General features: G+C 62.7%; 27 protein-coding genes. 9 read left to right on the top strand and 18 right to left on the bottom strand.

Features of this window, described 5'->3' with window-relative positions; translation table 11 throughout:
• The first annotated feature begins 26 nt into the window (after window positions 1-26).
• Together BUA38_RS10195 and BUA38_RS10200 are read left to right on the top strand one after the other, a co-directional pair.
• On the top strand, window positions 27-584 hold the full coding sequence (locus BUA38_RS10195) for a F0F1 ATP synthase subunit B' (protein WP_072817811.1): 558 nt from the start codon (window positions 27-29) through the stop codon (window positions 582-584).
• 6 nt (window positions 585-590) lie between these two features.
• A complete protein-coding gene (locus BUA38_RS10200; protein ID WP_072817812.1) occupies window positions 591-1,076 on the top strand; it encodes an ATP F0F1 synthase subunit B in 486 nt (161 codons plus the stop codon).
• 72 nt (window positions 1,077-1,148) lie between these two features.
• Here BUA38_RS10200 and BUA38_RS10205 read toward each other — a convergent pair whose 3' ends face one another.
• The 4 genes from BUA38_RS10205 to thrC all read right to left on the bottom strand — a co-directional run bounded on the left by BUA38_RS10205 (window position 1,149) and on the right by thrC (window position 5,510).
• Window positions 1,149-1,832: a hypothetical protein gene (locus BUA38_RS10205; RefSeq protein ID WP_244553230.1), complete on the bottom strand. Its 684-nt coding sequence runs from the start codon at window positions 1,830-1,832 to the stop codon at window positions 1,149-1,151.
• A 146-nt stretch (window positions 1,833-1,978) separates the two neighbouring features.
• Complete coding sequence (locus BUA38_RS10210; protein WP_072817813.1) at window positions 1,979-2,566, bottom strand: GNAT family N-acetyltransferase; 588 nt, start codon at window positions 2,564-2,566, stop codon at window positions 1,979-1,981.
• A gap of 242 nt (window positions 2,567-2,808) precedes the next feature.
• Window positions 2,809-4,095 carry a M16 family metallopeptidase gene (locus tag BUA38_RS10215; protein WP_072817814.1) on the bottom strand — a complete coding sequence of 429 codons (1,287 nt, stop codon included), beginning with the start codon at window positions 4,093-4,095 and terminating at the stop codon, window positions 2,809-2,811.
• The gene (gene thrC / locus BUA38_RS10220) at window positions 4,092-5,510 is read right to left on the bottom strand and encodes a threonine synthase (RefSeq protein WP_072826005.1); all 1,419 of its coding nucleotides are present in this window, start codon (window positions 5,508-5,510) and stop codon (window positions 4,092-4,094) included. The genes BUA38_RS10215 and thrC overlap by 4 nt, the downstream gene beginning before the upstream one ends.
• 349 nt (window positions 5,511-5,859) lie before the next feature.
• Between thrC and BUA38_RS10225 the strand changes: the two genes are divergently transcribed.
• The 3 genes from BUA38_RS10225 to BUA38_RS10235 all read left to right on the top strand — a co-directional run bounded on the left by BUA38_RS10225 (window position 5,860) and on the right by BUA38_RS10235 (window position 7,590).
• A complete protein-coding gene (locus BUA38_RS10225; protein WP_072817815.1) occupies window positions 5,860-6,588 on the top strand; it encodes a LuxR family transcriptional regulator in 729 nt (242 codons plus the stop codon).
• 90 nt (window positions 6,589-6,678) lie between these two features.
• Window positions 6,679-7,335 carry an acyl-homoserine-lactone synthase gene (locus tag BUA38_RS10230; protein WP_072817816.1) on the top strand — a complete coding sequence of 219 codons (657 nt, stop codon included), beginning with the start codon at window positions 6,679-6,681 and terminating at the stop codon, window positions 7,333-7,335.
• An 81-nt stretch (window positions 7,336-7,416) separates the two neighbouring features.
• Window positions 7,417-7,590: a hypothetical protein gene (locus BUA38_RS10235; RefSeq protein ID WP_156898476.1), complete on the top strand. Its 174-nt coding sequence runs from the start codon at window positions 7,417-7,419 to the stop codon at window positions 7,588-7,590.
• A gap of 186 nt (window positions 7,591-7,776) precedes the next feature.
• On the opposite strand, the gene BUA38_RS10240 is transcribed toward BUA38_RS10235, so the two are convergent.
• The 8 genes from BUA38_RS10240 to coxB all read right to left on the bottom strand — a co-directional run bounded on the left by BUA38_RS10240 (window position 7,777) and on the right by coxB (window position 14,454).
• Window positions 7,777-8,532: an SURF1 family protein gene (locus BUA38_RS10240; RefSeq protein WP_072817818.1), complete on the bottom strand. Its 756-nt coding sequence runs from the start codon at window positions 8,530-8,532 to the stop codon at window positions 7,777-7,779.
• Window positions 8,529-8,933: a DUF983 domain-containing protein gene (locus BUA38_RS10245; protein ID WP_072817819.1), complete on the bottom strand. Its 405-nt coding sequence runs from the start codon at window positions 8,931-8,933 to the stop codon at window positions 8,529-8,531. The genes BUA38_RS10240 and BUA38_RS10245 overlap by 4 nt, the downstream gene beginning before the upstream one ends.
• A gap of 84 nt (window positions 8,934-9,017) precedes the next feature.
• Entirely contained in the window at window positions 9,018-9,911 is an 894-nt protein-coding gene (locus tag BUA38_RS10250; protein ID WP_072817820.1) for a cytochrome c oxidase subunit 3, read from the bottom strand.
• Window positions 9,912-10,012: 101 nt separating this feature from the next.
• A complete protein-coding gene (locus tag BUA38_RS10255) occupies window positions 10,013-10,666 on the bottom strand; it encodes a cytochrome c oxidase assembly protein (protein ID WP_072817821.1) in 654 nt (217 codons plus the stop codon).
• A 4-nt stretch (window positions 10,667-10,670) separates the two neighbouring features.
• The gene (locus tag BUA38_RS10260) at window positions 10,671-10,835 is read right to left on the bottom strand and encodes a CoxF protein (protein WP_072817822.1); all 165 of its coding nucleotides are present in this window, start codon (window positions 10,833-10,835) and stop codon (window positions 10,671-10,673) included.
• Window positions 10,836-10,852: 17 nt separating this feature from the next.
• Entirely contained in the window at window positions 10,853-11,791 is a 939-nt protein-coding gene (locus BUA38_RS10265) for a heme o synthase (protein WP_072817823.1), read from the bottom strand.
• A gap of 59 nt (window positions 11,792-11,850) precedes the next feature.
• Window positions 11,851-13,467 (bottom strand): cytochrome c oxidase subunit I, encoded by a 1,617-nt coding sequence (gene ctaD, locus BUA38_RS10270; RefSeq protein ID WP_072817824.1) that lies wholly within the window; start codon window positions 13,465-13,467, stop codon window positions 11,851-11,853.
• Between the two features lie 147 nt (window positions 13,468-13,614).
• Window positions 13,615-14,454, bottom strand: a complete 840-nt coding sequence (coxB, locus tag BUA38_RS10275; protein ID WP_072826006.1) for a cytochrome c oxidase subunit II — start codon at window positions 14,452-14,454, stop codon at window positions 13,615-13,617.
• A gap of 445 nt (window positions 14,455-14,899) precedes the next feature.
• Between coxB and BUA38_RS10280 the strand changes: the two genes are divergently transcribed.
• The 4 genes from BUA38_RS10280 (at window position 14,900) to BUA38_RS10295 (ending at window position 18,218) form a co-directional block, all read left to right on the top strand.
• Complete coding sequence (locus tag BUA38_RS10280; RefSeq protein ID WP_072826007.1) at window positions 14,900-15,460, top strand: invasion associated locus B family protein; 561 nt, start codon at window positions 14,900-14,902, stop codon at window positions 15,458-15,460.
• Window positions 15,461-15,682: 222 nt separating this feature from the next.
• Window positions 15,683-17,104, top strand: coding sequence for a metalloprotease TldD (tldD, locus tag BUA38_RS10285; RefSeq protein ID WP_072817825.1), 1,422 nt, complete (start codon window positions 15,683-15,685; stop codon window positions 17,102-17,104).
• The gene (lepB, locus tag BUA38_RS10290; protein ID WP_072817826.1) at window positions 17,101-17,871 is read left to right on the top strand and encodes a signal peptidase I; all 771 of its coding nucleotides are present in this window, start codon (window positions 17,101-17,103) and stop codon (window positions 17,869-17,871) included. Before tldD ends, lepB begins: the two co-directional genes overlap by 4 nt.
• An 8-nt stretch (window positions 17,872-17,879) precedes the next feature.
• On the top strand, window positions 17,880-18,218 hold the full coding sequence (locus BUA38_RS10295; RefSeq protein ID WP_072817827.1) for an MmcQ/YjbR family DNA-binding protein: 339 nt from the start codon (window positions 17,880-17,882) through the stop codon (window positions 18,216-18,218).
• A 56-nt stretch (window positions 18,219-18,274) separates the two neighbouring features.
• Here the strand turns inward: BUA38_RS10295 and BUA38_RS10300 are convergent, their stop codons facing one another.
• From BUA38_RS10300 to BUA38_RS10325, 6 genes are all read right to left on the bottom strand, one after another.
• Complete coding sequence (locus BUA38_RS10300; protein WP_072817828.1) at window positions 18,275-18,484, bottom strand: GDCCVxC domain-containing (seleno)protein; 210 nt, start codon at window positions 18,482-18,484, stop codon at window positions 18,275-18,277.
• Between the two features lie 12 nt (window positions 18,485-18,496).
• Complete coding sequence (locus tag BUA38_RS10305) at window positions 18,497-19,213, bottom strand: cytochrome c biogenesis CcdA family protein (RefSeq protein WP_072817829.1); 717 nt, start codon at window positions 19,211-19,213, stop codon at window positions 18,497-18,499.
• A 41-nt stretch (window positions 19,214-19,254) separates the two neighbouring features.
• Window positions 19,255-19,659 (bottom strand): thioredoxin family protein, encoded by a 405-nt coding sequence (locus tag BUA38_RS10310; protein WP_072817830.1) that lies wholly within the window; start codon window positions 19,657-19,659, stop codon window positions 19,255-19,257.
• Between the two features lie 113 nt (window positions 19,660-19,772).
• A complete protein-coding gene (locus BUA38_RS10315; protein ID WP_072817831.1) occupies window positions 19,773-20,327 on the bottom strand; it encodes a PAN domain-containing protein in 555 nt (184 codons plus the stop codon).
• A 205-nt stretch (window positions 20,328-20,532) separates the two neighbouring features.
• Window positions 20,533-21,903 (bottom strand): glutamate--cysteine ligase, encoded by a 1,371-nt coding sequence (locus tag BUA38_RS10320; protein ID WP_072817832.1) that lies wholly within the window; start codon window positions 21,901-21,903, stop codon window positions 20,533-20,535.
• Window positions 21,904-21,999: 96 nt separating this feature from the next.
• Window positions 22,000-22,491 carry a MarR family winged helix-turn-helix transcriptional regulator gene (locus BUA38_RS10325; RefSeq protein ID WP_072817833.1) on the bottom strand — a complete coding sequence of 164 codons (492 nt, stop codon included), beginning with the start codon at window positions 22,489-22,491 and terminating at the stop codon, window positions 22,000-22,002.
• Between the last annotated feature and the right edge of the window lie 115 nt (window positions 22,492-22,606).

Below are 22,606 nucleotides of genomic sequence, written 5' to 3' on the forward strand. Positions count from 1 at the left end.
CCCGGTTAGCCGAACAGGAGAAGCCCATGGCTGAAAGTCATGGCCAGCCGAAGGGCGCCACCGCTCATACCGAGGCCGACGGCGGCCACAAGGCGCCGTTCCCGCCGTTCCAGAAAGACACCTTCGCCTCGCAGCTGGTGTCGCTGGCGATTGCGTTCGTCGCGCTTTATCTGATCGTCTCGAAGATTGCGTTGCCGCGCGTCGGCGCCGTGATCGACCAGCGTCAGGGCACGATCGATGGCGACCTCGCGGCAGCCCAAAAGCTGAAGGACGAGTCCGACAGTGCGCTCAAGGCCTATGAGAGCGAACTGGCCGCCGCGCGTTCCCGCGCGCAGGCGATCGGTGCGGAAACCCGCGAAAAGCTGAACGCCGCTTCCGAGGCTGAACGCAAGACTCTGGAAGAAAAGCTGTCGCAAAAGCTGGCTGAGGCGGAGAAGACCATTGCGTCCACCCGTGAAGCCGCCATGAGCAACGTGCGCGGCATTGCGACCGATGCGGCAGCGGCCATCGTCCAGCGCCTGGCCGGCGTTACGCCGGACAGCGCATCGGTCGGGCAGGCCGTCGATGCGTCCTTGAAGGGATAAACTTTCATGTTCGCCGAACCGGAATTCTGGGTCGCAGTTGGTTTCGTCATCCTGATGGGTGTGTTCGCCTATGTCGGCGTTCACCGCACGGTGCTGACGGCGCTCGATCATCGCAGCGAGCGGATCAAGGCCGAGCTCGACGATGCCCGCCGCCTCAAGCAGGAAGCAGCCAGCCTGCTCGAGGAATACAAGGCCCGGCGCGCCAGCGCCGAGCGTGAGGCCCAGGAAATCGTCGCCGCTGCGAAGGTCGACGCCGAACGCGTCGCCTCGGAGGCCAAAGCCAAGATGGAAGATTTCGTCGCCCGGCGCACCAAGACTGCCGAGAACAAGATCGCGCTCGCCGAGGCCCAGGCGCTGGCAGACGTGCGCGCCGCCGCGGCCAATGCCGCGGTGACGGCGGCCTCCACTGTCCTTTCGCAGACGGTGAAGGGGCCGGTCGCCGACGACCTGCTCGCCAAGGGCATCACTGAAGTTCGTGAAAAGCTGAACTGACGAACCCGATCAAGGAAAAAAGCCGGCGCGAGACTATCGCGCCGGCTTTTTCATTTCATCTGGACGAATGGTTTATCTGCGCCGCGACGGCGCCGCCGGCGTCACCGCCTGCGGATCGAAGCCGACATAGAAAACGTAGGAATCGCTGGTCAGGGTTTGGGGCATGTTGAACACCAGGTCTTCCCCCACGACGCTGAACGCTCCACCGCCCTCCGTCATCCCTACCGTGGTTCGGTATACCTTGGTCATGAGCACCCTCTCATTGACCCCGGCCTGCACGATCGCGACACGAAGCGGGACTTCGACCGAGGCCGGCGCGCCGGCCGGACCTGCGATGACCCTGCCCTGAACGCCGATGCGTGCGGTAATCTGGCCGCTGGTAGTGCGGCGGCAATCGCGCGCTGTCCGCGTGATCGTCGCCTGGTAGTTCAACTCGCTGGCGACAGGCTGCTTGCCGGGCGGCGCCACCCCATAGGTGGACGCGCCGGCGCGAATTCTCACGACCGGACAGTCGACTTCGGTGCCGTCGGTCGCCGTTTCGGAAACCTTGCCACGGCCGCCGAACAGCTGATCGAACCGGTCAGTGAGGGTCGGGAGGTCTTCCTGCGGCGGCGGCGCGGTGCTGAACGGATTATTGACGGTGGTGCCACCGCAGCCGGACAGCAAAGCGACGGCGGAAACCGCCAGCGCCAGCGCGGTGCGCTTGTGGCGCACCATTACGGCCACGCTCGCCTGCCCGATCCGACTATGCCGCATTAGCTAAAAGTCCCCAGTAAATCGCCACCGTCGAGATTGCCGCTTTCAACGGGGCATATGCGCGGTGCTTATAACAGGGCAATGGCGGCAAACCAAAGGCACCTGTCACAATTTGGAAACAAGGTTAGTCACACACAGAAACAAGGTCAGCCGCGAAAGTCCTCATGCAGCAGGCCGAATAGCAGGTGGTCCTGCCAGACGCCGTTGATGCAGAGGTAACGCCGCGCCAGGCCCTCGCGGGTGAAGCCGCACTTTTCCAGTACCCTGATCGACGGCACGTTGGTGGGGATACAAGCGGCTTCGATCCGGTGCAAATTGAGTTCGCCGAACAGCGTCGGCAACAGCACCCGGAGCGCCGTCGTCATGTACCCGCGATGCGCATGGGGCTGTCCGACCCAGTATCCGATCGTCCCGGCCTGAACAATGCCGCGGCGCACATTTGCAAGCGTGATCCCGCCGACCATCACGCCATCGGCCTCGCGGAAAACGATGAAGGGATATGACCGGTCGGCGGCAATATCTTCGGCATAACGGCGCAGCCGCCGCCGGAAGCCGGATCGCGTCAAATCGTCGGACGGCCAGATCGGCTCCCACGGCGTCAGATAGCCGCGGCTGATTTCGCGCAAATGCGCCCATTGCAGAAAATCCGACATCTGCGGAGCGCGCAGCAAGAGCCCATGACCGCGCGGAACAAGCGCGGCCGGTCCGCTCGAGGGCAACCGAAACAGGGCCATGTGCGAAACTCCCCCGCCGCCTCAAACAGGAATCATGATTGGATCAGGCTCATGTTCCCGCCGTGGCGCAACGGCCTTCAAGTGGTCCCATTCTAACATTCGCATCCCGTCTCAGCAGCACCTTTTGCGAATGCTAGAATGATGGGACCACTTGCAAATATTGTTTTCCAGTGGAGCTCTGGATTTGACATTCGCTTTGCGAGTTTGCGACCAGGCCGGTAACGAATGTCAAATCTGCCCCACTAGTGAAGGCTCTTCGCCTTCGATCGGGTCAATCCTTCCGCAAAAGCAACCGCCGTGTCTAGTCCCCTTCCGCTACCGAGAGCGACTACGGCAGGCCGGCTGCGGGACAACAGGGCGCGCGCCGCATTTCGCGTCGTTTCGACACTGACCGAGTCGATCCGCGCCACCAGTTCTTCCGTGGTCAACGGCCGTCCGTAAGCCAGGATATGGCGTGCCAACTGCTCGGCGCGCGAGCTACAGCTTTCCAAAGCCATCAGAAGTCCGGCCTTCATCTGCGCCCTGGCGCGGGCAACCTCGGCTTCGGTCAGGGTCTCGACGGCATCGTTGATGACGTCGACGATGACTTCCATCATCTCCGGCGCATCGGCTGGATCGGTGCCGGTATAGAGGCCGAAAAATCCGGTATCGATATAAGGTGCGTGGAACGCGTAGACCGAGTAGCAGAGGCCGCGCTTCTCGCGCACTTCCTGAAACAGCCGCGACGACATCCCGCCACCGAGAATATTGGTGAACACCTGAAGCGAGAACAGCGACAGGTCGGTTTGCGGAACACCCTCGAGCGCCAGAGTCAGATGCGCCTGCTCCAGCTCGCGATGCACGACGCGCGAACCTCCCTTGCCGAACATGGCGGGCTGCGGCTTCGGCGCCGGCGCGTCGTCGAAACCTGCAAAACGCTGCGCGACATCATCGACCACTCGCTTGTGGTCGACGGCGCCGGCCGCGGCAACCACCATGTCGGGCCCGCGATAGTGCGTCGAGAGATAACCGCGCAGCATGTCACGGTTAAAGGACTTCAGCGTCTTGGCTGTTCCGAGCAGCGATCGCCCCATTGGCTGATCCGGGAAGCACAGCTCGTTGAGGTGTTCGAACACGACGTCGTCGGGTGTGTCCTGGGCTGCGCCGATTTCCTGCACAATGACGCTCTTTTCGCGCTCGAGCTCGTCGGGCACGAAGGAAGGATTGGTGAGAATGTCGGACAGCACGTCGAGCGCCAGCGGCACGTCGGCCTTCATGACGCGCGCATAATAGGCCGTGGTTTCGGTCGATGTGCCGGCGTTGAGATCGCCGCCGACGGCCTCGATCTCCTCGACGATCTCGCGCGAGGTACGCCGCGTCGTTCCCTTGAACGCCATGTGTTCGAGCAAATGCGATATGCCGTGCTCGTTGGCCTTTTCGTCCCGGCCGCCGACGCCCGCCCATACGCCGAGCGCGGCGGTCTGAAGATGCGGCATGGTATCGGTGATGACAGTAAGGCCAGACGGCAGTTTCGTGACTTCAACGCTCATCCGGCAGTTCCTTCCTTGGCGGCGCGGCTGACCGAACGGACAAATCGCGCAACTTCAACTGTGTCGTTTTTCATCACTTGGACGCGTTCGGGCCTGGTCATCAAACCCTCCAGCCACGACGGCAATTCCGGCCGGACACCACAGGCCGCCTCTACCGCATCGGGAAACTTGGCGGCATGCGCAGTCGACAGCACGATGTTGGGGAGTTTCGAATCCGGCGTGTCGCGGTCGGCAACCGCCAGCGCCACCGCGGTATGCGGATCGACCAGATCGCCCGCTTCGCGCCAGGCGGTGCGGATGACGGCGCTGGTCTCGGTTTCATCGGCGCGGCCGGCCTCGAATTCGCTGCGCACCGCAGCCAGAACCGCCGCCGGAAGCACGAAACGTCCGGACTGCTTCAGCGAAGCCATCAGACGCCGCACCATTGCGGCATCGCGGCCGCTGGCTTCGAACAGCAGGCGCTCGAAATTCGAGGATACCTGAATATCCATCGACGGCGACGTCGAGGCGTGGACTTCGCGGGTTTCATAGATCCCAGTCTTGAGGGTACGCGGCAGAATGTCGTTGACGTTCGAGGCAATGCGCAGCCAGCGGATCGGCAACCCCATGCGCTTGGCGACGAAGCCCGCAAAAATGTCACCGAAGTTACCCGTCGGCACCGTGAAGTCGACGCTGCGCGCGGGCGCGCCAAGCGCAACGGCCGAGGTGAAGTAGTAGACCACCTGCGCGACGATGCGCGCCCAGTTGATCGAATTGACCCCCGACAGCGCGACCGCATCGCGAAAGGTGTGGTCGTTGAACAATTCCTTCACGATCGCCTGGCAGTCGTCGAAGGTGCCTTCGATCGCAATCGCGTGAACGTTGCTCGCGCCGGCCGTCGTCATCATCCGCCGCTGCACGTCCGAGATGCGGCCGTGTGGAAACAGAACGATGAGATCGACATTGTCGCGACCGGCAAAGGCATCGACCGCCGCGCCTCCGGTATCACCCGAGGTCGCCACGACAATCGTGGTGCGTTGCGCGCGCTTCGCCAAAACATGGTCCATCAGCCGCGACAGCAACTGCATCGCGACATCCTTGAACGCCAGCGTCGGGCCGTGAAACAGCTCGAGCAGGAACTGATTGGGACCGGTCTGATCGAGCGGCACCACCGCGGGGTGACGAAACGTTGCGTAGGCCTCGTTCGCCATGCGGCCAAGATCGGCATCTGAAATCTCGTCGCCGGCGAAGGGGCGGATGACATCGACCGCGACTTCCCAATAGGGCCGTCCGAAAAACCCGCCGATGATCTCGGGGGAGAGCTGCGGCCAGATTTCGGGCACGTAAAGTCCGCCGTCCCGGGCGAGCCCGGTCAGCATCACGTCACAAAAGCCCAGGGCGGGAGCCTCCCCCCGCGTCGAAATGTACTGCCTCAAGCCGCCCTCCAAAGGTCCGACCCTCTGTCAAACCTTTGATATTTATATGTAAAACTACCCTGACGGGAGTAAAGTGGCGTCACCATAAGCGTTTTGGCAGGAACTGAAAACCGCTTCTTGGAGAGGCTCCGCCATGCGAACCGGAAGCCTCCACAGGAGCGGCAGGAATACCCTCTTTCAACTCCCCGTTCCCTTCAGCCCGCGAGCGGCGACGGTCCAAATCAGCACCGCCAAATCTTTGCGCAGCCGGCTGAGAAGGAGCAGGTTACCGCGCAACGAGCGACAGACTATCTCAATTGACGCAAGCACGGTGAGGTTGCAATCTCTCAGGGGGATTTAAGGGGACACGATCGTGGACGCAGCCCGGCAATGGGGGAGGCGAGCACTCGACTTTGTGGATGCGGTCGAGCGACTCAACGTGCCCGGCGTCGTCAAGCTGTTCGAATCCGAAATCAAGGCATGCGGATTTCACGCCTATATCATGGCCGGCCTTCCCGCGCCCGGAACCGCGCTTCCGGAATTGACGGTGGCCAATGGCTGGCCAGCGGAATGGTTCGAGCTTTATACACGCGAGAACTTCAGCGCGCTGGATCCCGTGCCCCGTTTCGGCGCTTCGACCGTGCAGCCATTCGAGTGGTCTGACGCGCGTTACGACAAGGAAGACGATCCCGCCGCACATCTGGTGATGATGCGTGCCACCGAGTTTCGGCTGCGCGACGGCTACTGCATTCCGATGCATTACGACGGCGGCGGCGCGGTGATCAGCCTCGCCACCGAGCACCTGCACCTCGACCCGCTCGCCAAGAGCGCTCTACAACTGATCGGAGTCTATGCCCACAACCGCATTCGTTCGCTCTCCCGTGCGCCGGAAGAAAAGCGCGAGCTGCTGACCGTCCGCGAGCGCGAAGTTCTGCGCTGGGTAGCGGGCGGCAAGACCTCGTGGGAGATTTCGGTGATCCTGAAAATCTCCGAACGTACCGTGAAGTTCCATCTGGTTGAGGCTTCACGAAAGCTCAATGCCGTCAACCGAACCTCGGCCGTGGCCAAGGCGCTGGCCCGCGGGCTCATCAAGCTCTGACACCTGTCCTTTCGGACAGTAGCCGGTTGACCGGCGAAAAAACCACTCTCCCGACATGCGCAAATCGCGCGCGCCGCCCGGGAGAGTCCAATGGACGTCCATGTCATCCGCCGCGACAACAGACATCTATATTCGGATATTCTCGATGACTATTTTCGTCTCCGTCACCAGATTTATGTCGTCGAGCGCAAATGGAGCGTGCTCGATCGTCCTGACAAGCGCGATATAGACCAGTTCGACACGGACGAAACCGTCTACCTCCTCGGCCTGGAAGGCCACTCCATCATTGCCGGCATGCGGCTGGTGCCGACGACCGCGCCGACGCTGCTCAGCGAACTGTTTCCGAAGCTCTCGCTCGACGGACCCGTCCGTCGCCCCGACGTCTACGAATTGTCCCGCATTTTTGTCGTGAGAAACCGGCGCGGTGAACACGCCGGACCGCGCGCCGAGGCCGTGATTCAAGCCGCCGCCATGGAATATGGTCTTTCGGTCGGGCTCTCGGCCTTCACGATCGTGCTCGAGAGTTGGTGGCTGCCGCGCCTGCTCGATCAGGGCTGGGTTGCTCGCCCGCTCGGGTTGCCCATCGATATCGACCAGATGTCGACGGTCGCCGTGATGGTCGACGTCAACGAACGGGCCTGGACGGAAATCTGCCTGCGCCGGTCGGTGCCGGGGGCGATGCTGGTCTGGCAAGGGCTTCCAGCAATCGAACGGCCCGCGATCCGCGTGCTGGTTCCGGCTGCGTGACACGGCGTCCGTGTGATCATCTCGGAATTTTGGAAGACGATTTGAGGCGCCACAGGTGTGATGACAAGCAAAGGAGATTTCATGTTGCGGGACCCCAGAGCGAGAGTACTGATCGAACAGATTGACGACGCCATCGAACAGGCTGAAGACCTCGGACTGACGTTCGTAGCCGGCATCCTGATGATGGCGCGGCTCGAGACGGTTCAAACCGAACAGCTGGCGATCGTCGGCCGCGAGAACCGGCAACTGTCCTGACGGACCGGGGGATCGCGAACAGGTTAGTGGAGTGGATTTGACATTCGCTGCCAACCTGCCGCGAGTTCGTCAAGCGAATGTCAAATCCGAAACTCCACTAAAAACCTATATTTGCTAGTGGCCCTTTGATTCCGACATTCGCAAAAGTGCCGGCTGAGAAGGGATGCGAATGTTGGAATCGGTCCGCTAGCCTGCGCTCAGGCGGCGTCTTCCGCGCCACCAGACGATAAACGCGATCACCACGGCGCCAGCCAGCGCAAACCAGGTCACGGCGTATTGCAGGTGATCGTCTTTCAGATGCACCTGAAGTGGTCCCGGCTTCGGAATGCCATTCAGTGGCACCGGCTGTTCGAGGTCGATGTAGAACGGCGCGACGTCACCCCAGCCGAGCGCGCGCGACATATCCTGATGATCGCGGGTGAACCACAGCCGCTTTGCGGCATTTGCCGCCGGCGTCAGCCAGCCCGCACGTTCCGGAAAACGGACATAGCCCGTGAGATCGACCGGCGCACCGGTGACAAGGCGCGCCACCGCACGGTCCTGCTCGGACCGGTCCTGCATCGTGTTCTGCACGAAGCCGGCATTGACGGCGACGATCTCACCACCTGGAAGCCGGGCCGGCACGAAAGCCCAGGTGCCGGGCCCAGAGACATCCTCGCGCACGGCCGAGCCGGCGCTATAGACCATGGCATCCGGCCCCGCAAAGGCCGCCTTGAAACGGACGCGGCGGAATTCGTCTTTCTCCGCGGTGAGTGAGATCCACGCCGACGCTGGCGGCAGCGACACGGGTTCGGCCGCCAGCCGTTCGGTGAGCGCTGCGATCAGCGTATGCTTTTCGACGCGGCGCTCAAGCTGCCAGACGCCGAGGCCGATAAATCCCGCAATCATCGCCAACGTAAACAGGCCGAAGCCGAGGCGTCGCCGCTCAACCGTCGCAGTCATTTCGGTTCGCGATCGATTAAACGACCTGGAGCGGCCTTATGATGGAATTGCAGCGCGATCAGGAGCGCCTTCATCGATCGCAACGGTAGCAGCGTGGTCGCCAGAATCAGCGGCAGCCACAGCATGGCATGCAGCCAGAACGGCGGCTGATACTTCACCTCCACGATCAGCGCGCACCCCACCACAATCGCACCCGCCAGCATGATGATGAAAATGGCTGGACCATCACCGGTATCGATGAACGTGTAGTCGAGCCCGCACGCGTCGCATGCTGGCCGCAGCGTGAGGAAGCCAGAGAACAGTTTGCCTTTGCCGCAGCGCGGACACTTGCAGGCGAGCCCGCGCGCCACACTTTCGGGCAAGGATGGCGTGTCTGATCGGGCGCCGTCGGAAGGATTCATGCTGCGAAATCTACCATGAACAGACCACCTCAACAAAAAGGGCGGCCAAAGGGCCGCCCTTTCGCAAAGATGATAACGGCAAACCTACTCTGCGCCGATCAGGCGGCCGCCGCCGGTGCCCCAGACATAGATGCAGGCGAACAGGAACAGCCACACCACGTCGACGAAATGCCAGTACCAGGCCGCGAATTCGAAGCCGAGGTGCTGGGTCGGGGTGAAATGACCGGCATAGGCGCGGGCCAGGCAGACGATCAGGAAGATGGTGCCAACCAGCACGTGGAAACCATGGAAGCCCGTCGCCATGAAGAAGGTCGCGCCATAGACGTTGCCGGAGAAGCCGAACAGTGCGTGGCTGTACTCATAGGCCTGCACGCAGGTGAACAGGGCGCCGAGCGCAACCGTCAGCCACAGGCCGTACTTCAGGCCCTTGCGGTCGCCTTCCAGCAGCGCATGGTGAGCCCAGGTCACCGTGGTGCCCGAGGTCAACAGCAGCAGCGTGTTGAGCAGCGGCAGATGCCAGGGATCGAATGCCTCGATGCCTTTCGGCGGCCAGGTGCCAGGAACCGCGCAGGCGCCGATCTGGGTGCCGGCGCCGCATCCGAAAATCGCATCGCGCGCCGCGTGAACCGCATCGGCCGGGAACAGCGCCGAGTTGAAGAAAGCCCAGAACCAGGCGACGAAGAACATCACCTCGGAAGCGATGAACAAAATCATGCCATAGCGGTGGCTGATCTGCACGACGCGGGTGTGATCGCCCTTGTACTGCGCCTCGCGGATCACATCCATCCACCAGCTCGCCATGGTGTAGAGCACACCGATGAAGCCGACGAAGAAGATGATCGGCGCCGCACCCGTCATGTGGTGCATCCAGGTGATGGCGCCGACAGCCATGATGAAAGCCGAAATCGAGCCGACGACCGGCCACGGGCTCGGATCGACGAGGTGGTAGTCGTGATGCTTGACTTGCGCCGTAGCCATTTTCGATCTCTCCGTTAGCAGGGCCTGCCCGGCCCCTCCGTCTCAAACTTCCAATTCAAACCTCGCTTTGGCCGGTGTTTATCGGCCAACGCGCATTCGCCTCAAAGGTTGCCCTTCGCGCTTGTCGCGGGCTTTTCCGCCTCGCCTGCGGCTAGCGGCTTTACCGTGGGCTCGCGGACGGGGAAGAACGTGTAGGACAAGGTGATGGTATTCAGGCCGTCATTCTCGCTGTCCTTGACGATCGACGGATCGACATAGAACACCACCGGCATCTGGCGCGTTTCGCCCGGCGCCATGGTCTGCTCGGTGAAGCAGAAACAGTTGATCTTCTCGAAATAGGAACCGACCGTCAGCGGCGCGACGTTATAGGCCGCCTGCCCGCTCGTGGTCCGCGCGGACTGGTTGGTCACCTTGTAGAAGACGGTCGTGACTTCGCCGATCCTGACCTCGATCTCGGTCTGCTCCGGCTCGAATTTCCAGGGCAACCCGCCGGCCACGTTGGAATCGAAGCGAACCGCGACTTTGCGCTCCAGCGGCGCGCCCGAAGGCGCCGATGTTGCCACCTGTGTGGTGCCGTTGAATCCGGTGGCGCGGCAGAACCAGTTGTAGAACGGCACGGCCGCATAGGCCGCACCCACCATCAACACCACCACGAAGCCGCAGATTGCAGCGACAGTGGCGTCGCGGGTCAGGCCGCGGCGCGATGATGTCTTCTCGCGTCGGGAAGCCTGATCCTGGTTCTGATGGTTCGCCATGTGCTTACATCGGCCGCACTAGAACGGCCGGCCCCTTGACCATGGTGACTGCGAAAAACAACAGGACGAGAACGCCGAGCGCGAGCGCAATTGCGACCGAGCGCTGGCGGCGGCTTCTCTTTTGCGCCTCGGTGAGGACGATTCCATCTGGTTTTTCGTTATCAGCCATTGTGTCGCCATGCGCCCTTACCAGACCATCGGTGCAACGGCGCGCGCCACGACCTCGAGCAAGAGGGTCGCAAATAGCGCAAACAGATAAAGGATCGAGAACGCGAACAAACGCCGCGTGGCACTTGCAGCCTCGCGCCCCTCGCGAAAACGATAAACGTTGATCGAAAGCCCCAGCATACCGGCACCGAGGACGAGCGACACCACGCCGTAGACCGCATCGAAATAGCCGAGCGGCCAGGGCGCGAGCGCCACCGCGACCAGCACGATGGCGTAAAGCAGGATTTGCAGCCGTGTCGCATCCGGCCCGGCGGTGACCGGCAGCATCGGAACGCCGGCACGCGCATAGTCGTCGCTGCGGAACAAGGCCAGCGCCCAGAAGTGCGGCGGGGTCCAGAAGAAGATGATCAGGAACAAGAGCAGCGGCTCGACCGCGAGCGAGCCGGTCGCGGCCGCCCAGGCCACGACAGGCGGAAGCGCGCCCGCAGCGCCGCCGATCACGATGTTCTGTGCGGTCCAGCGTTTCAGCCAAATCGTGTAGATCACGACGTAGAAAAAGATCGTGAAAGCGAGCAGCCCGCCGGCGACCCAGTTCACGAGGATGCCGAGCGTCATCACCGAGAAGAAGGCGAGCGTCATGCCGAAGGCGGCCGCCTCCGGCGGGGTGATCCGGCCGCGCGGGATCGGCCGGTTGGCGGTGCGCGACATCAGTGCGTCGATATCGGCCTCGTACCACATGTTCAGCGCACCCGAGGCGCCGGCCCCGACCGCGATGCAAAGGATCGAGGTAAAGGCCAGAATCGGGTGCACATGCACCGGCGCGATCATGAGGCCCACGAGCGCCGTGAACACCACAAGCGACATCACCCGCGGCTTCAGCAGCGCGACGTAGTCGCGGACCTCGGCTTCCGAAATCCGAGGGCTGAGTTCGATGCTGGTGTGATCGACGACCGACAAGGCGGCTCTCGTTTCCTTAGATTTATCAGGACGCGGCGCTCATCGCGCCGCGCCGCCCACTACTGAACGCGTGGCAGAACTTCGAATTGATGGAACGGCGGCGGCGACGACAGCGTCCATTCCAGCGTCGTGGCACCCGCGCCCCACGGATTGTCGCCGGCCAGCTGCTTGCGCGCGAAGGCGTCGAACACTCCGTAGATGAAGATCAGCACGCCGAAGCCGGAGATGTAGGAGCCGATCGACGACACCAGGTTCCAGCCGGCGAAGGCATCGGGATAGTCGACATAGCGGCGCGGCATGCCCGACAGGCCGAGGAAGTGCTGCGGGAAGAACACCAGGTTGACGCCGACGAACGTGAACCAGAAATGTGCCTTGCCGATGGTCTCGTTATACATGTAGCCCGACATTTTCGGGAACCAGTAGTACCAGCCGGCAAAGATCGCGAACACCGCGCCCAGCGACAGCACGTAGTGGAAGTGCGCCACCACGTAATAGGTATCCTGCAGCACGCGATCGACGCCGGCATTCGCGAGCACGACGCCGGTGACGCCACCGAGCGTAAACAGGAAGATGAAGCCGATCGCCCACAGCATGGGGGTGCGGAATTCGATCGAGCCGCCCCACATCGTGGCGATCCAGGAGAAGATCTTCACGCCGGTCGGCACCGCGATCACCATGGTAGCGGCAACGAAGTAAGCCTGCGTCGCCGACGACATGCCGACCGTGTACATGTGGTGCGCCCACACCACGAAGCCGATGCCGCCGATCGCGACCATCGCATAGGCCATGCCGAGATAGCCGAACACGGGCTTGCGCGAGAAGGTCGAGACGATCTGGCTGATCATGCCGAAGCCCGGCAGGATCAGGATGTACACTTCCGGATGGCCGAAGAACCAGAACAGGTGCTGGAACAGCACCGGATCGCCGCCGCCGTCGGCCGAGAAGAACGTGGTGCCGAAGTTGCGGTCGGTCAGCAGCATGGTGATCGCGCCGGCGAGCACCGGCAGCGACAACAGCAGCAGGAACACCGTCACCAGGATCGACCACACGAACAGCGGCATCTTGTGCAGGGTCATGCCGGGCGCGCGCATGTTGAAGATCGTGGTGATGAAGTTGATGGCGCCGAGAATCGACGAAGCACCGGCAAGGTGCAGCGACAGGATCGCAAAATCGACCGCGGGGCCGGGATGGCCCGTCGTCGACAGCGGCGCGTAGATGGTCCAGCCGGCGCCGACGCCGTTGGCGCCCGGCTCGCCCTCGACGAAGGTCGAAAGCAACAGCAGCGCGAAGGAGGCCGGCAGCAGCCAGAACGAGATATTGTTCATGCGCGGGAAGGCCATGTCCGGCGCACCGATCATCAGCGGCACGAACCAGTTGCCGAAGCCGCCGATCATCGCCGGCATCACCATGAAGAAGATCATGATCAGGCCGTGCGAGGTGACGAAGACGTTGTAGGTGTGGGTTTCGTGGAACAGCTGCACGCCCGGATACATCAGCTCGATCCGGATCGCGATCGACATCGCCGCACCGATGATGCCGGCGATAATCGCAAAGATCAGGTACATCGTGCCGATGTCTTTGTGATTGGTCGAGAACAACCAGCGCCGCCACCCCGTCGGATGGTCGTGGGCGTGGTCGTCATGCGCGTGGTCGTGTGTCGCTGCGGTGGTTGCCATTTTCAAACCCTGCCTTGCAATCCTTAGGTCCAGACCCCTGCGGGTCCATCGCCCTGTCGCCCCGTATCACGCGCCTTGTGGCGTGACTCGGACCCGACGATCAATTCCAGGCCAGTCCCCTCAACGCTGAAGGGACCGGCGCTCAGCTCACTGCGCCGCTGCGCCAATCGAGGCGAACGAGTTCGCCGGATTGGACGCAAATTTCTTCTTGGCGTCCTCGACCCAGGCTGCGAATTCCTGGTCGGTGACGACCTTGACCGCGATCGGCATGAAGGCGTGGTCCTTGCCGCACAATTCCGAACACTGGCCGTAGAACATGCCGGTCTTGGTAGCCTTGAACCAGGTCTCGTTGAGACGGCCGGGGATGGCGTCGATCTTGATGCCGAAGGCCGGCACCGCGAAGGAGTGGATCACGTCCGCGCCCACGGTCAGCACCCGGACGATCTTGTTCACCGGCACGACCATTTCATTGTCGACGCCAAGCAGCCGCGGCTGCTTGTCCTGGGCCATCAGCGAATCGAATTCGAACTTGCCGTTATCCGGATAGGCGTACGACCAGTACCACTGCTTGCCGGTCGCCTTGATGGTCAGATCGGCTTTCGGAATATCGAGTTCCAGAAACAGCAGGCGGAACGACGGAACCGCGATGCCGACCAGGATCAGCACCGGGACCAGCGTCCAGGCCACCTCGATCAGCGTGTTATGGGTGGTACGGGACGGAACCGGGTTGGCCTTGGCGTTGAACTTGACAACCACCATGACGAGCAGCGCCAGCACGAACACCGTAATGACGGTGATCAGGACGGTCAGGAAGTTATGAAACCAGGTGATGTTCTCCATGACAGGAGAAGCCGCTTCCTGCAGCTTGTACTCCCACGGAGCCGGTTGGCCCAATTCAGCAAACGCCGACCCGCAAGCACCCCATGCGGTGCCGGCCACCGCCAAACCCAGCAACCGACGGCCAATCTGGCCCTTCGACATCTTCATGCCGCTCGCGCTCCCTTCGAAAAAATCCCCTCGCGTATTCCGCGACAGCGCGAATAACGCAACGATCCCGACCCCTGCAAAATGGCCTTCGAATGTACCCTGGAGGCACATGGGGCCAGCTTGTTGGAATGCGTCAAAATCTAGCCTCTCAAACCATAATTCCACGGGCATCGCAATGCAGTAGTACGTCGTGCAGGGGTGCATGCGCGGCTATTATGGGAATGTCGCATTTCCCCCGAGAAATCAGCCCAAACTCCCGTTTCACACCGGTGACGGCTTGACAGGCGGATTACTGGATGTAGGCACAGAAATATCGCGCATCATGGCTCTGATTCGTCGATCAGGGCGCCCGGTCAGCCATCAAGGCGCCGTCATTGCCGTATCAGTCGGGTGCGTTCTGTTTTTGCCAACGAAATTTGCCGAAGAAATCAAGGGATCGACCCCGATGGGGCCTTCGAAACACCCGACCACCAGTTCCGCTGCTCCCCGTGGGTCCGCCGGGGCGCGATGGATCGCGGCAATGGCGGCTGCGTCAGCCGTTTTGTGCTGGCTGGGCTTCGCCGCGCCGGCCAACGCCCAAGGCGCCGTGCGCTCGGTCCATGGCGACTGGCAAATCCGCTGCGATACACCTCCCGGCGCGCAAACCGAGCAATGTGCACTCATTCAGAGCGTGGTAGCCGAGGACCGCTCCAACGCTGGCCTGACCGTGATCGTGCTCAAGACCGCCGACCAGAAGAGCAAGCTGATGCGGGTGGTCGCACCGCTCGGCGTGCTCCTGCCCTCCGGGCTTGGCCTGAAGCTCGACAATGTCGACGTGGGACGGGCCGGCTTTGTCCGCTGCCTGCCTAATGGCTGCGTGGCCGAAGTCGTCATGGACGACAAGCTGTTAGGCCAGCTCAAGAGCGCCAAGACCGCGACTTTCATCATCTTCGAGACGCCTGAGGAGGGCATCGGCTTTCCGCTGAGCCTGAACGGGCTCGGCGAGGGTTACGACAAATTACCGTGAGGCAATCTGCCTCGCTTTTTGCCACGCCCCGCCCCCTCCCTTTCGCAGCTCTTCGCGCTTATTTTGGAGAAGTCGCGAGAAAGTCATGCGGACCGGGAAAGAGCTTTCGGGTTACGGTGATGTAAGGCGACCGCCTTGCCGGATTTGTCTAACCTGCGCGACGCCTGCATGTCGTCGCACACCGGCGATGGTAACGCGAAAGACTTGAAACCTGGAGTACGCATGACGCCCCCCACCTCGCTCCTCGACCGCGCCCACCTCGATCGTGATTCAGTCCGCCAGCAGATCGGCCGCGGACTTGCCGGCGCCGACGATGGCGAGTTGTTCCTCGAATACAGCCAGACCGAAGCCTTGATGTTCGACAACGGCCGGCTGAAGCAGGCGACCTATGACACCAGCCAGGGGTTCGGCCTGCGCGCGGTGAAGGATGACGCGGTCGGCTATGCGCACTCCTCCGACGTTTCGCTGCCGGCCTTGATCCGTGCGGCGGATGCGGTCTCCGCCGTCCGCGGCGGCTATAGCGGCGCGTTTGCGGCGGCGCCGGCACATACCAATGTGCGGCTTTACGGCGATGAGAATCCGCTGGATGCGCCGGGCTTCGAGACCAAGGTCAAGCTGCTCGCCGAAATCGACGCCTATGTGCGCGAAAAGGAGCCGCGAGTCCGCCAGGTCACGGTCAGTCTGGGCGCCACCTGGCAGGTGGTCGAGATCCTGCGGCCCGATGGCGAGAGCTATCGCGACATCCGCCCGCTGGTGCGGGTCAATATTTCGGTGGTCGCGGGCCAGGGCAGCCGTCAGGAAAGCGGCTCGCGCGGTTATGGCGGCCGCGAGGGCTATGCCCGCTTCATCGAGACCAAGGCGTGGCGTGAGGCCGCCGACGGCGCGATCCGCGAGGCGCTGGTCAATCTGGAATCGGTGCCGGCGCCCGCGGGCGAAATGGACGTGGTTCTGGGCGCCGGTTGGCCCGGCGTGATGCTGCACGAAGCCGTCGGCCACGGCCTCGAAGGCGATTTCAATCGTAAGAAGACTAGCGCCTTTGCCGGGTTGATGGGCCAGCAGGTGGCCGCCAAAGGCGTCACCGTGGTCGATGACGGCACCATGGCTTCAAGGCGAGGCTCGCTCTCGATCGACGACGAGGGCACGCCGACCAACCGCACCGTGTTGATCGAGGACGGCGTCCTCGTCGGCTACATGCAGGACCGGCAGAATGCGCGGCTGATGAACATGAAGCCGACCGGCAACGGCCGCCGCCAGGGTTATGCCCACGTGCCGATGCCGCGGATGACCAACACCTACATGCTGTCCGGCGACCGCGATCCGGCCGAGATTCTGGCGTCGGTCAAGAACGGCATCTTTGCCGCCAATTTCGGCGGTGGCCAGGTCGACATCACCTCCGGCAAATACGTCTTCCAGTGCACCGAGGCCTATCGGATCGAGAACGGCAAGGTGGGCGCGCCGTTGAAGGGCGCGATGCTGATCGGCAACGGACCGACCGACCTGCATCGCATCACCATGATCGGCAACGACCTCGCACTCGACACCGGGATCGGGACCTGTGGCAAGAACGGCCAGGGCGTTCCGGTCGGTGTCGGCCAGCCGACGCTGCGGATGGAACGTATTACGGTTGGAGGCACCGGCGCATGACCATGGAACGGCAAACAATCGCCACGCGCGCGCGCGGCTGGGGCGCCCAACTGCTTCAGTTTCTCGCGGCGCTCGGACTGGTGTTCCTGGCCAAGGGCGCGATCGCCGAGCCGTTCTATGTCCCTTCGGGGTCGATGGAGCCGACGCTTCTGATTGGCGACGCGCTGCTCGCCTCGAAATTCCCTTACGGCTACGGCACCGCCTCGCTGCCGATCCAGATCAACCTGCCGGAGACCGGGCGCATCTTCGGCAACGCGCCCAAGCGCGGCGATGTCGTGGTGTTCCGCTGGCCCGGCGACCGCTCGCAGGCCTGGGTCAAGCGCGTCGTCGGCCTTCCAGGCGACCGCATTCAAATGCGCCAGGGACAACTCTTCATCAATGATCGCGCGGCTTCGCTGAAGCCTGACGGCATCGGCGAAGTGGAAGACGAGCGCGGCGGATACGAACCGGCGCGCCGCTACATCGAAACGCTGCCGGGCGGCGTCAGCCACGCGATTTTCAAGATTCGCGACAACGGACGGCTCGACAACACCGCCGAAGTCACGGTGCCGGAAGGCTATCTGTTCGTCATGGGCGACAACCGCGACAACTCCGCCGACAGCCGCGTGCCGCTGCGCGATGGCGGCGTCGGAATGTTGCCGATCGATGATCTGGTCGGACGCGCCGATGCCGTGATCGGCTCGTGGGATCTGGGCATCCGCGAACAGCCGGTATGGACGTGGCTGTCCGGCTTCCGTCTCGCGAGGTTCTTCACGTCGGTGCGCTAGGCACGCCGATGACTTTCGACGAGGTCCAGAAATTTGCGTTGGCCTGGCCCGAAGTCGAGCAGGGCATGTCCTATGGAACGCCTGCGCTGAAGGTCCGCAAGAAATTGCTGGTGCGGCTCAAGGAAGACGGCGACAGTCTGGTGATCCCTGGTGTGCCGCACGAGGAACGCGAGATGCTGGTGGAAAGAGAACCGAAGGTTTTCTATTTCACCGATCACTACAGAGACTACCCGATCGTGCTGGCTCGGTTATCCAGGGCCAAACGCGCGAGCATTGAACCGCTGCTGCGCCGGCAATGGCAGGCACTGGCATCAAAGGCCGCGCTTGCCCGGCAAGGCCGACAGTAGACAACGAATGTCGTTACGCGACGGCGGCATTGGGCTGTCCTGATCGACGTTGCGGCTCAATCGCAGCACGACCCCTTGCCGTGCTGCTGCACCGGCGGACAAGGCACCGATCCGTAAGAGCAGAACACGCAGCAATCGCCCGGCTGCGGCTTGAGCTTCTCGCCGCAGCCCTTGCAGACATAGAAGAACTGACACGCATCGAGCGGCATCTGTTCGAGAGCCTGGAAGCCGCATTTCGGGCAAGTCAGGGTTGATTCGAGCTGCATAACGCTCCCCGGTCAGAACGACGTCGTCAAATCCGTCAGCCACTGCGGCGAGGCTTCAACCAGTGCGGCTTCGATCCGCCTGTCGGCGCCGCTGACGATCGTAACGCCGATGACGATGAAGGCCGCGCCCAACAGGCCTTTGCCGAGTTTACCTGCCGACATCAGGTTGGTGCGGACGCGCATCAAGGTGGCGCGCGACAACAGGCCGAGCAAAACCAGCGGCAGGCCGGCCCCGATACCGAACACCAGCATGGTCAGCGCCACTTTCGCGAGATCGTGACCTTGTGAGGCGAGAAGCGAGGCGGCTCCCAACGTCGGGCCGACGCAGGGCGACCAGACCGCGCCGAGCAAGAGGCCAATTCCGAATTGGCCGGCGAGGCTAGACGCCGCAAAGCCGCCGAACCGCCGATCGGCCCAGGCCGAGAATGGACCTCCGGCGCCTGCGAGGCGCGCCTGCCATGACGGCACCAGCAGGACTGCACCGAGCGCGATCATGATCGCGGCGGCGGCGAAACGAAACATGCCCGCATCGATGCCGAGCCCAAATCCCACCAAAGCGAGCAGGAGGCCGAGCCCGGTGAAGGACAGAGCGAGCCCGGAAGCCAGGGCGACGGCGCCAAGCGGATGGGCCGTGACGGCGGCGCCGAGCACAATCGGCACCAGCGGCAATACGCAAGGCGACAGGATCGACAATATCCCGGCGGCGAACGCCAGCGCGAGCGCGGTCACTTCGCAATCACTTGCAAGGTCACTTGGATGTCACTTGGAGATCAAAGGCTCTTGTTGAGCAAAGCCTCGATCGAAGCTTCCTTGGTATCGCCGACCGAACGCCCCTGCTCGGCCGTGCCCTTGAAGACGATCAGCGTCGATTGCATCTGCGCACCGAACTCCTTGACCGCGGGCTTCTGGGCATCGAAATCGACGCGGAAGATTTTCAGATCCTTGAATTTCGCGGCCGACGTCAGCTTGTCGAGAATGGGGTTCTGCGCCTTGCAGGTCGGACACCAGTCGGCGTGAATTTCGACCAGGATCGGGCTGCCGGAGGCCTGCGCGGCCTTGAATGCGTCCATCGAGAAAGGAGCAGCCGTGTTGGCCCAGGAGGGTGCAAACGATACGGCAACAGCCAGGGCGCCTGCGACCAGGGCTCCGTTCAAAAATCTGCGCGTCATGATCATCGGAAATCTCCGTGGTTGGTCTTTCGGCCCACGGTCCCGCCATCGATGGCGGCCGCGTTCGGACCCTGGGCGTTGTTGCCCTCGGCGTTGTTACGCCGCGGATGCAGGCAATGTTACCTGACCACGCCGGAGGTAAAGCCGGGCTTGCGCCGCGGCGGCTTGATTTCCTTCTTCAAAAAACAGTGAGGTTCCCGGCTAACATATCCCGGGCGCGCATAGGTCCAGGCCCGGCACTTGTTGTCGGCGCCGCAGGCGGCTTTGCAGGCCTCCTCGCGCTCGCCGCGCTTGAGTTCAAAACTACGATAATCGCCGCCCGCGCGATCGATCGAGGTTTCCTCCGTGCCATTGCGCGGCTCGACCACGCCGGCGCCACGCACGCCCGAAATGCAGCAGTCGTCGGCGACGCGCGCCGGCACGCTATTTTTCAGCCAGCAGACCGCCGGATGCGAAATATCGTTCGGATAGTTGAAGCTCCAGGCGCGGCAACGGCGGTCACGCTCGCAGACCAGCGCACAATCGGCCGGGTCACCCGAGGGGACAGGCGCGCTCTGGTAGTCGCCGCCGGGACGATCGAAATTGGCTTGCGCTTGCGCCGGTCGGCTGCCGGTCGTGACGGCCAAGAGAACGAGCGTGCCCAAACACGCCAGCAGCAGGCGGCCTCCCCACATTCGCGATGCTTTCAACCGTTTGGAGTTACGCGCAAATTGCGGCCCTCAGACCGCGCCCGCCATTTGATCGCCATGAACCTGTACGGCTGATGAACGCCGCCGCCAGGATTGCTTGGTCCAAAGCATGATCCGCCGAAACAGGGTTCGAAAAGATTATGCCCAATCAAGGCGCTAACGCGTATTGACGAGGAAATATCGTCTGGTCCTAGAAGGCGTATTCGCTGTAGGCCGGTTCGACCGAACGGCCCCAAGGGCCGTTGAACTTGGCGAGCATCTCTTCGGCCGGCGTGTGGCCGGCATCGATGATCCGGTCGAGCGGCTCCAGATAACGCGTCTCGTCGCGGCCAGAGTGGTCGGAGCGGCCGCGCCGGCGCAATCCCGAATGCGCCAGCACCAGGCATTCCTTGGCGACTTCGAAGATATAGCGGCCCTTGATCCTGGCCTTGAAGCCAAGACGCGGGACATCGTCCCGCAATGACTGCCGCTCGAGAGCCGTCCAGCCTTTGACGATGTCCCAGGCCGCGTTCAGGCTGGTGTCGTCATAGAGCAGCCCGACCCAGAAGGCCGGTAGCGCCGGCAGACGATCCCAGGGCACACCATCGGCGCCGCGCATTTCCAGGTAACGCTTCAACCGCACTTCCGGAAAAATCGTCGAAAGGTGGTTGGCCCAGTCCGACAGCATCGGGCGCTCGCCGGGGAGCGCCGGATTTTTTCCTGCGAAGAAGTCACGGAATGACGAGCCGGAAACGTCGATATAGTTCTCGCCGCGCTTGACAAAATACATCGGCACGTCGAGCGCATAGTCGACCCAGCGCTCGAACCCCATGCCGTCCTCGAATGCCCACGGCAGCATGCCGGCCCGCGCATTGTCGGTGTCGCGCCAGATTTCCGAACGAAACGACAAAAAGCCGTTCGGCTTGCCTTCGGTAAAGGGCGAATTGGCGAACAGTGCGGTCGCCACCGGCTGCAACGCCAGCGATACGCGGAGCTTCTTGACCATGTCGGCTTCGGAGGAGAAGTCGAGATTGGTCTGCACCGTGCAGGTGCGGAACATCATGTCGAGGCCGTAGCGGCCGACCTTCGGCATGTAGTTGCTCATGATCTTGTAGCGCCCCTTGGGCATCACGGGGACCTGCGCCCGCGACCAGGACGGCGTCATGCCGAGACCAAGAAAGCCGATTCCCAAAGGCGTTGCGATTTCGCGCACCTGCGCCAGGTGGGCCATCAGTTCGCTCTGGGTCTGATGCACGGTTTCCACCGGCGCGCCCGACAATTCGAACTGCCCGCCGGGCTCAAGCGAAATCGCCCCGCCGCCGGTGACGTCATACAGCCCGATGATGTTGCCGCACTCCATGATCGGTTCCCAGCCGAGCAGGAGCTGCATGCCCTCCAGCAGCGCACCGATGCCGCGCGCGCCTTCGTAAGGCACGGGCTGATGACCGACCAACGTAAACGGGGTCTTTTCGTGCTCGGTCCCGATTCGAAACTCGGAAGGCTGCTTTACGCCGTCCTCAAGCCAGGCAACGAGTTCGTCGCGCGACTGAAGGGGCGTCATATCGATCTGGTCACGCGCCATGCAAATTCCAAATGTGGGGCGCTGCGACCGAACGCGCGCGGAGGCGAAGGCTTCCGCGAACCCTGTGGTCCGCGGCGTTAAGAGCAGTGAATATTATCATCGGGTAGGCGCGCCGTCTTTTGCGGCGAGCGAGGGAATTTCCCCGCCCGCGCAGCAGCCGAGCCGGTCCAGGAGGCCGCACAGCTTGACGGCGTCGGCGTCCGACAGTTTCGAGCCGACATGCTTTTCGATCCCGGCGGAATAGGCGCCCCACATTTTCTTTTGCAGTTCGCGCCCGGCCTCGGTGATCTCGACGAACTGGCCGCGCTTGTCGATCTTGCATTCGCGGCGGACCGCCAACCCCTCATCGACCAGACGATCGATCAGCCGCGAGGTCGAGTATTGCGGCAGCAGCATCTGCTTTTCCAATTCCACCGGCCGAAGCTCGCCGGCCGGCGCGCGCGACAGTTCAAGCAGCGCGTCATACCAGGCCAATGGCGGAAAGCCCGCCTTTTTCAAATCCTGTTCGACGCAATTGAGCACCCGGCTCTGGACCCGCATCAGGCGAATCCAGGCGGCGGTCGCTTCCGTCGATGGTTTGCGTTTCATGGTCGAGGCCCACAATATCCGCGCCTAGTGTAGCGCACTTGATGCACATGCATCAATGTTGACTGCTTCATGCATATGCATGTAGCCATGCGCTGCCCATTTGCCATGATCCAAG

The organism is Bradyrhizobium erythrophlei (genome assembly GCF_900142985.1).
GTDB lineage: Bacteria > Pseudomonadota > Alphaproteobacteria > Rhizobiales > Xanthobacteraceae > Bradyrhizobium > Bradyrhizobium erythrophlei_B.

What these genes read in the sequence shown, in the direction of transcription:
- BUA38_RS10195 (WP_072817811.1), top strand. Translation starts at nt 27, where the DNA reads ATGGCTGAAAGTCATGGCCAGCCGAAGGGCGCCACCGCTCATACCGAG.
- BUA38_RS10200 (WP_072817812.1), top strand. Translation starts at nt 591, where the DNA reads ATGTTCGCCGAACCGGAATTCTGGGTCGCAGTTGGTTTCGTCATCCTG.
- BUA38_RS10205 (WP_244553230.1), bottom strand. Translation starts at nt 1,832, where the DNA reads ATGCGGCATAGTCGGATCGGGCAGGCGAGCGTGGCCGTAATGGTGCGC.
- BUA38_RS10210 (WP_072817813.1), bottom strand. Translation starts at nt 2,566, where the DNA reads ATGGCCCTGTTTCGGTTGCCCTCGAGCGGACCGGCCGCGCTTGTTCCG.
- BUA38_RS10215 (WP_072817814.1), bottom strand. Translation starts at nt 4,095, where the DNA reads ATGAGCGTTGAAGTCACGAAACTGCCGTCTGGCCTTACTGTCATCACC.
- BUA38_RS10230 (WP_072817816.1), top strand. Translation starts at nt 6,679, where the DNA reads ATGGACGTCCATGTCATCCGCCGCGACAACAGACATCTATATTCGGAT.
- BUA38_RS10235 (WP_156898476.1), top strand. Translation starts at nt 7,417, where the DNA reads ATGTTGCGGGACCCCAGAGCGAGAGTACTGATCGAACAGATTGACGAC.
- BUA38_RS10240 (WP_072817818.1), bottom strand. Translation starts at nt 8,532, where the DNA reads ATGACTGCGACGGTTGAGCGGCGACGCCTCGGCTTCGGCCTGTTTACG.
- BUA38_RS10245 (WP_072817819.1), bottom strand. Translation starts at nt 8,933, where the DNA reads ATGAATCCTTCCGACGGCGCCCGATCAGACACGCCATCCTTGCCCGAA.
- BUA38_RS10250 (WP_072817820.1), bottom strand. Translation starts at nt 9,911, where the DNA reads ATGGCTACGGCGCAAGTCAAGCATCACGACTACCACCTCGTCGATCCG.
- BUA38_RS10255 (WP_072817821.1), bottom strand. Translation starts at nt 10,666, where the DNA reads ATGGCGAACCATCAGAACCAGGATCAGGCTTCCCGACGCGAGAAGACA.
- BUA38_RS10260 (WP_072817822.1), bottom strand. Translation starts at nt 10,835, where the DNA reads ATGGCTGATAACGAAAAACCAGATGGAATCGTCCTCACCGAGGCGCAA.
- ctaD (WP_072817824.1), bottom strand. Translation starts at nt 13,467, where the DNA reads ATGGCAACCACCGCAGCGACACACGACCACGCGCATGACGACCACGCC.
- coxB (WP_072826006.1), bottom strand. Translation starts at nt 14,454, where the DNA reads ATGAAGATGTCGAAGGGCCAGATTGGCCGTCGGTTGCTGGGTTTGGCG.
- BUA38_RS10280 (WP_072826007.1), top strand. Translation starts at nt 14,900, where the DNA reads ATGGGGCCTTCGAAACACCCGACCACCAGTTCCGCTGCTCCCCGTGGG.
- tldD (WP_072817825.1), top strand. Translation starts at nt 15,683, where the DNA reads ATGACGCCCCCCACCTCGCTCCTCGACCGCGCCCACCTCGATCGTGAT.
- lepB (WP_072817826.1), top strand. Translation starts at nt 17,101, where the DNA reads ATGACCATGGAACGGCAAACAATCGCCACGCGCGCGCGCGGCTGGGGC.
- BUA38_RS10295 (WP_072817827.1), top strand. Translation starts at nt 17,880, where the DNA reads ATGACTTTCGACGAGGTCCAGAAATTTGCGTTGGCCTGGCCCGAAGTC.
- BUA38_RS10300 (WP_072817828.1), bottom strand. Translation starts at nt 18,484, where the DNA reads ATGCAGCTCGAATCAACCCTGACTTGCCCGAAATGCGGCTTCCAGGCT.
- BUA38_RS10310 (WP_072817830.1), bottom strand. Translation starts at nt 19,659, where the DNA reads ATGATCATGACGCGCAGATTTTTGAACGGAGCCCTGGTCGCAGGCGCC.
- BUA38_RS10315 (WP_072817831.1), bottom strand. Translation starts at nt 20,327, where the DNA reads ATGTGGGGAGGCCGCCTGCTGCTGGCGTGTTTGGGCACGCTCGTTCTC.
- BUA38_RS10320 (WP_072817832.1), bottom strand. Translation starts at nt 21,903, where the DNA reads ATGGCGCGTGACCAGATCGATATGACGCCCCTTCAGTCGCGCGACGAA.
- BUA38_RS10325 (WP_072817833.1), bottom strand. Translation starts at nt 22,491, where the DNA reads ATGAAACGCAAACCATCGACGGAAGCGACCGCCGCCTGGATTCGCCTG.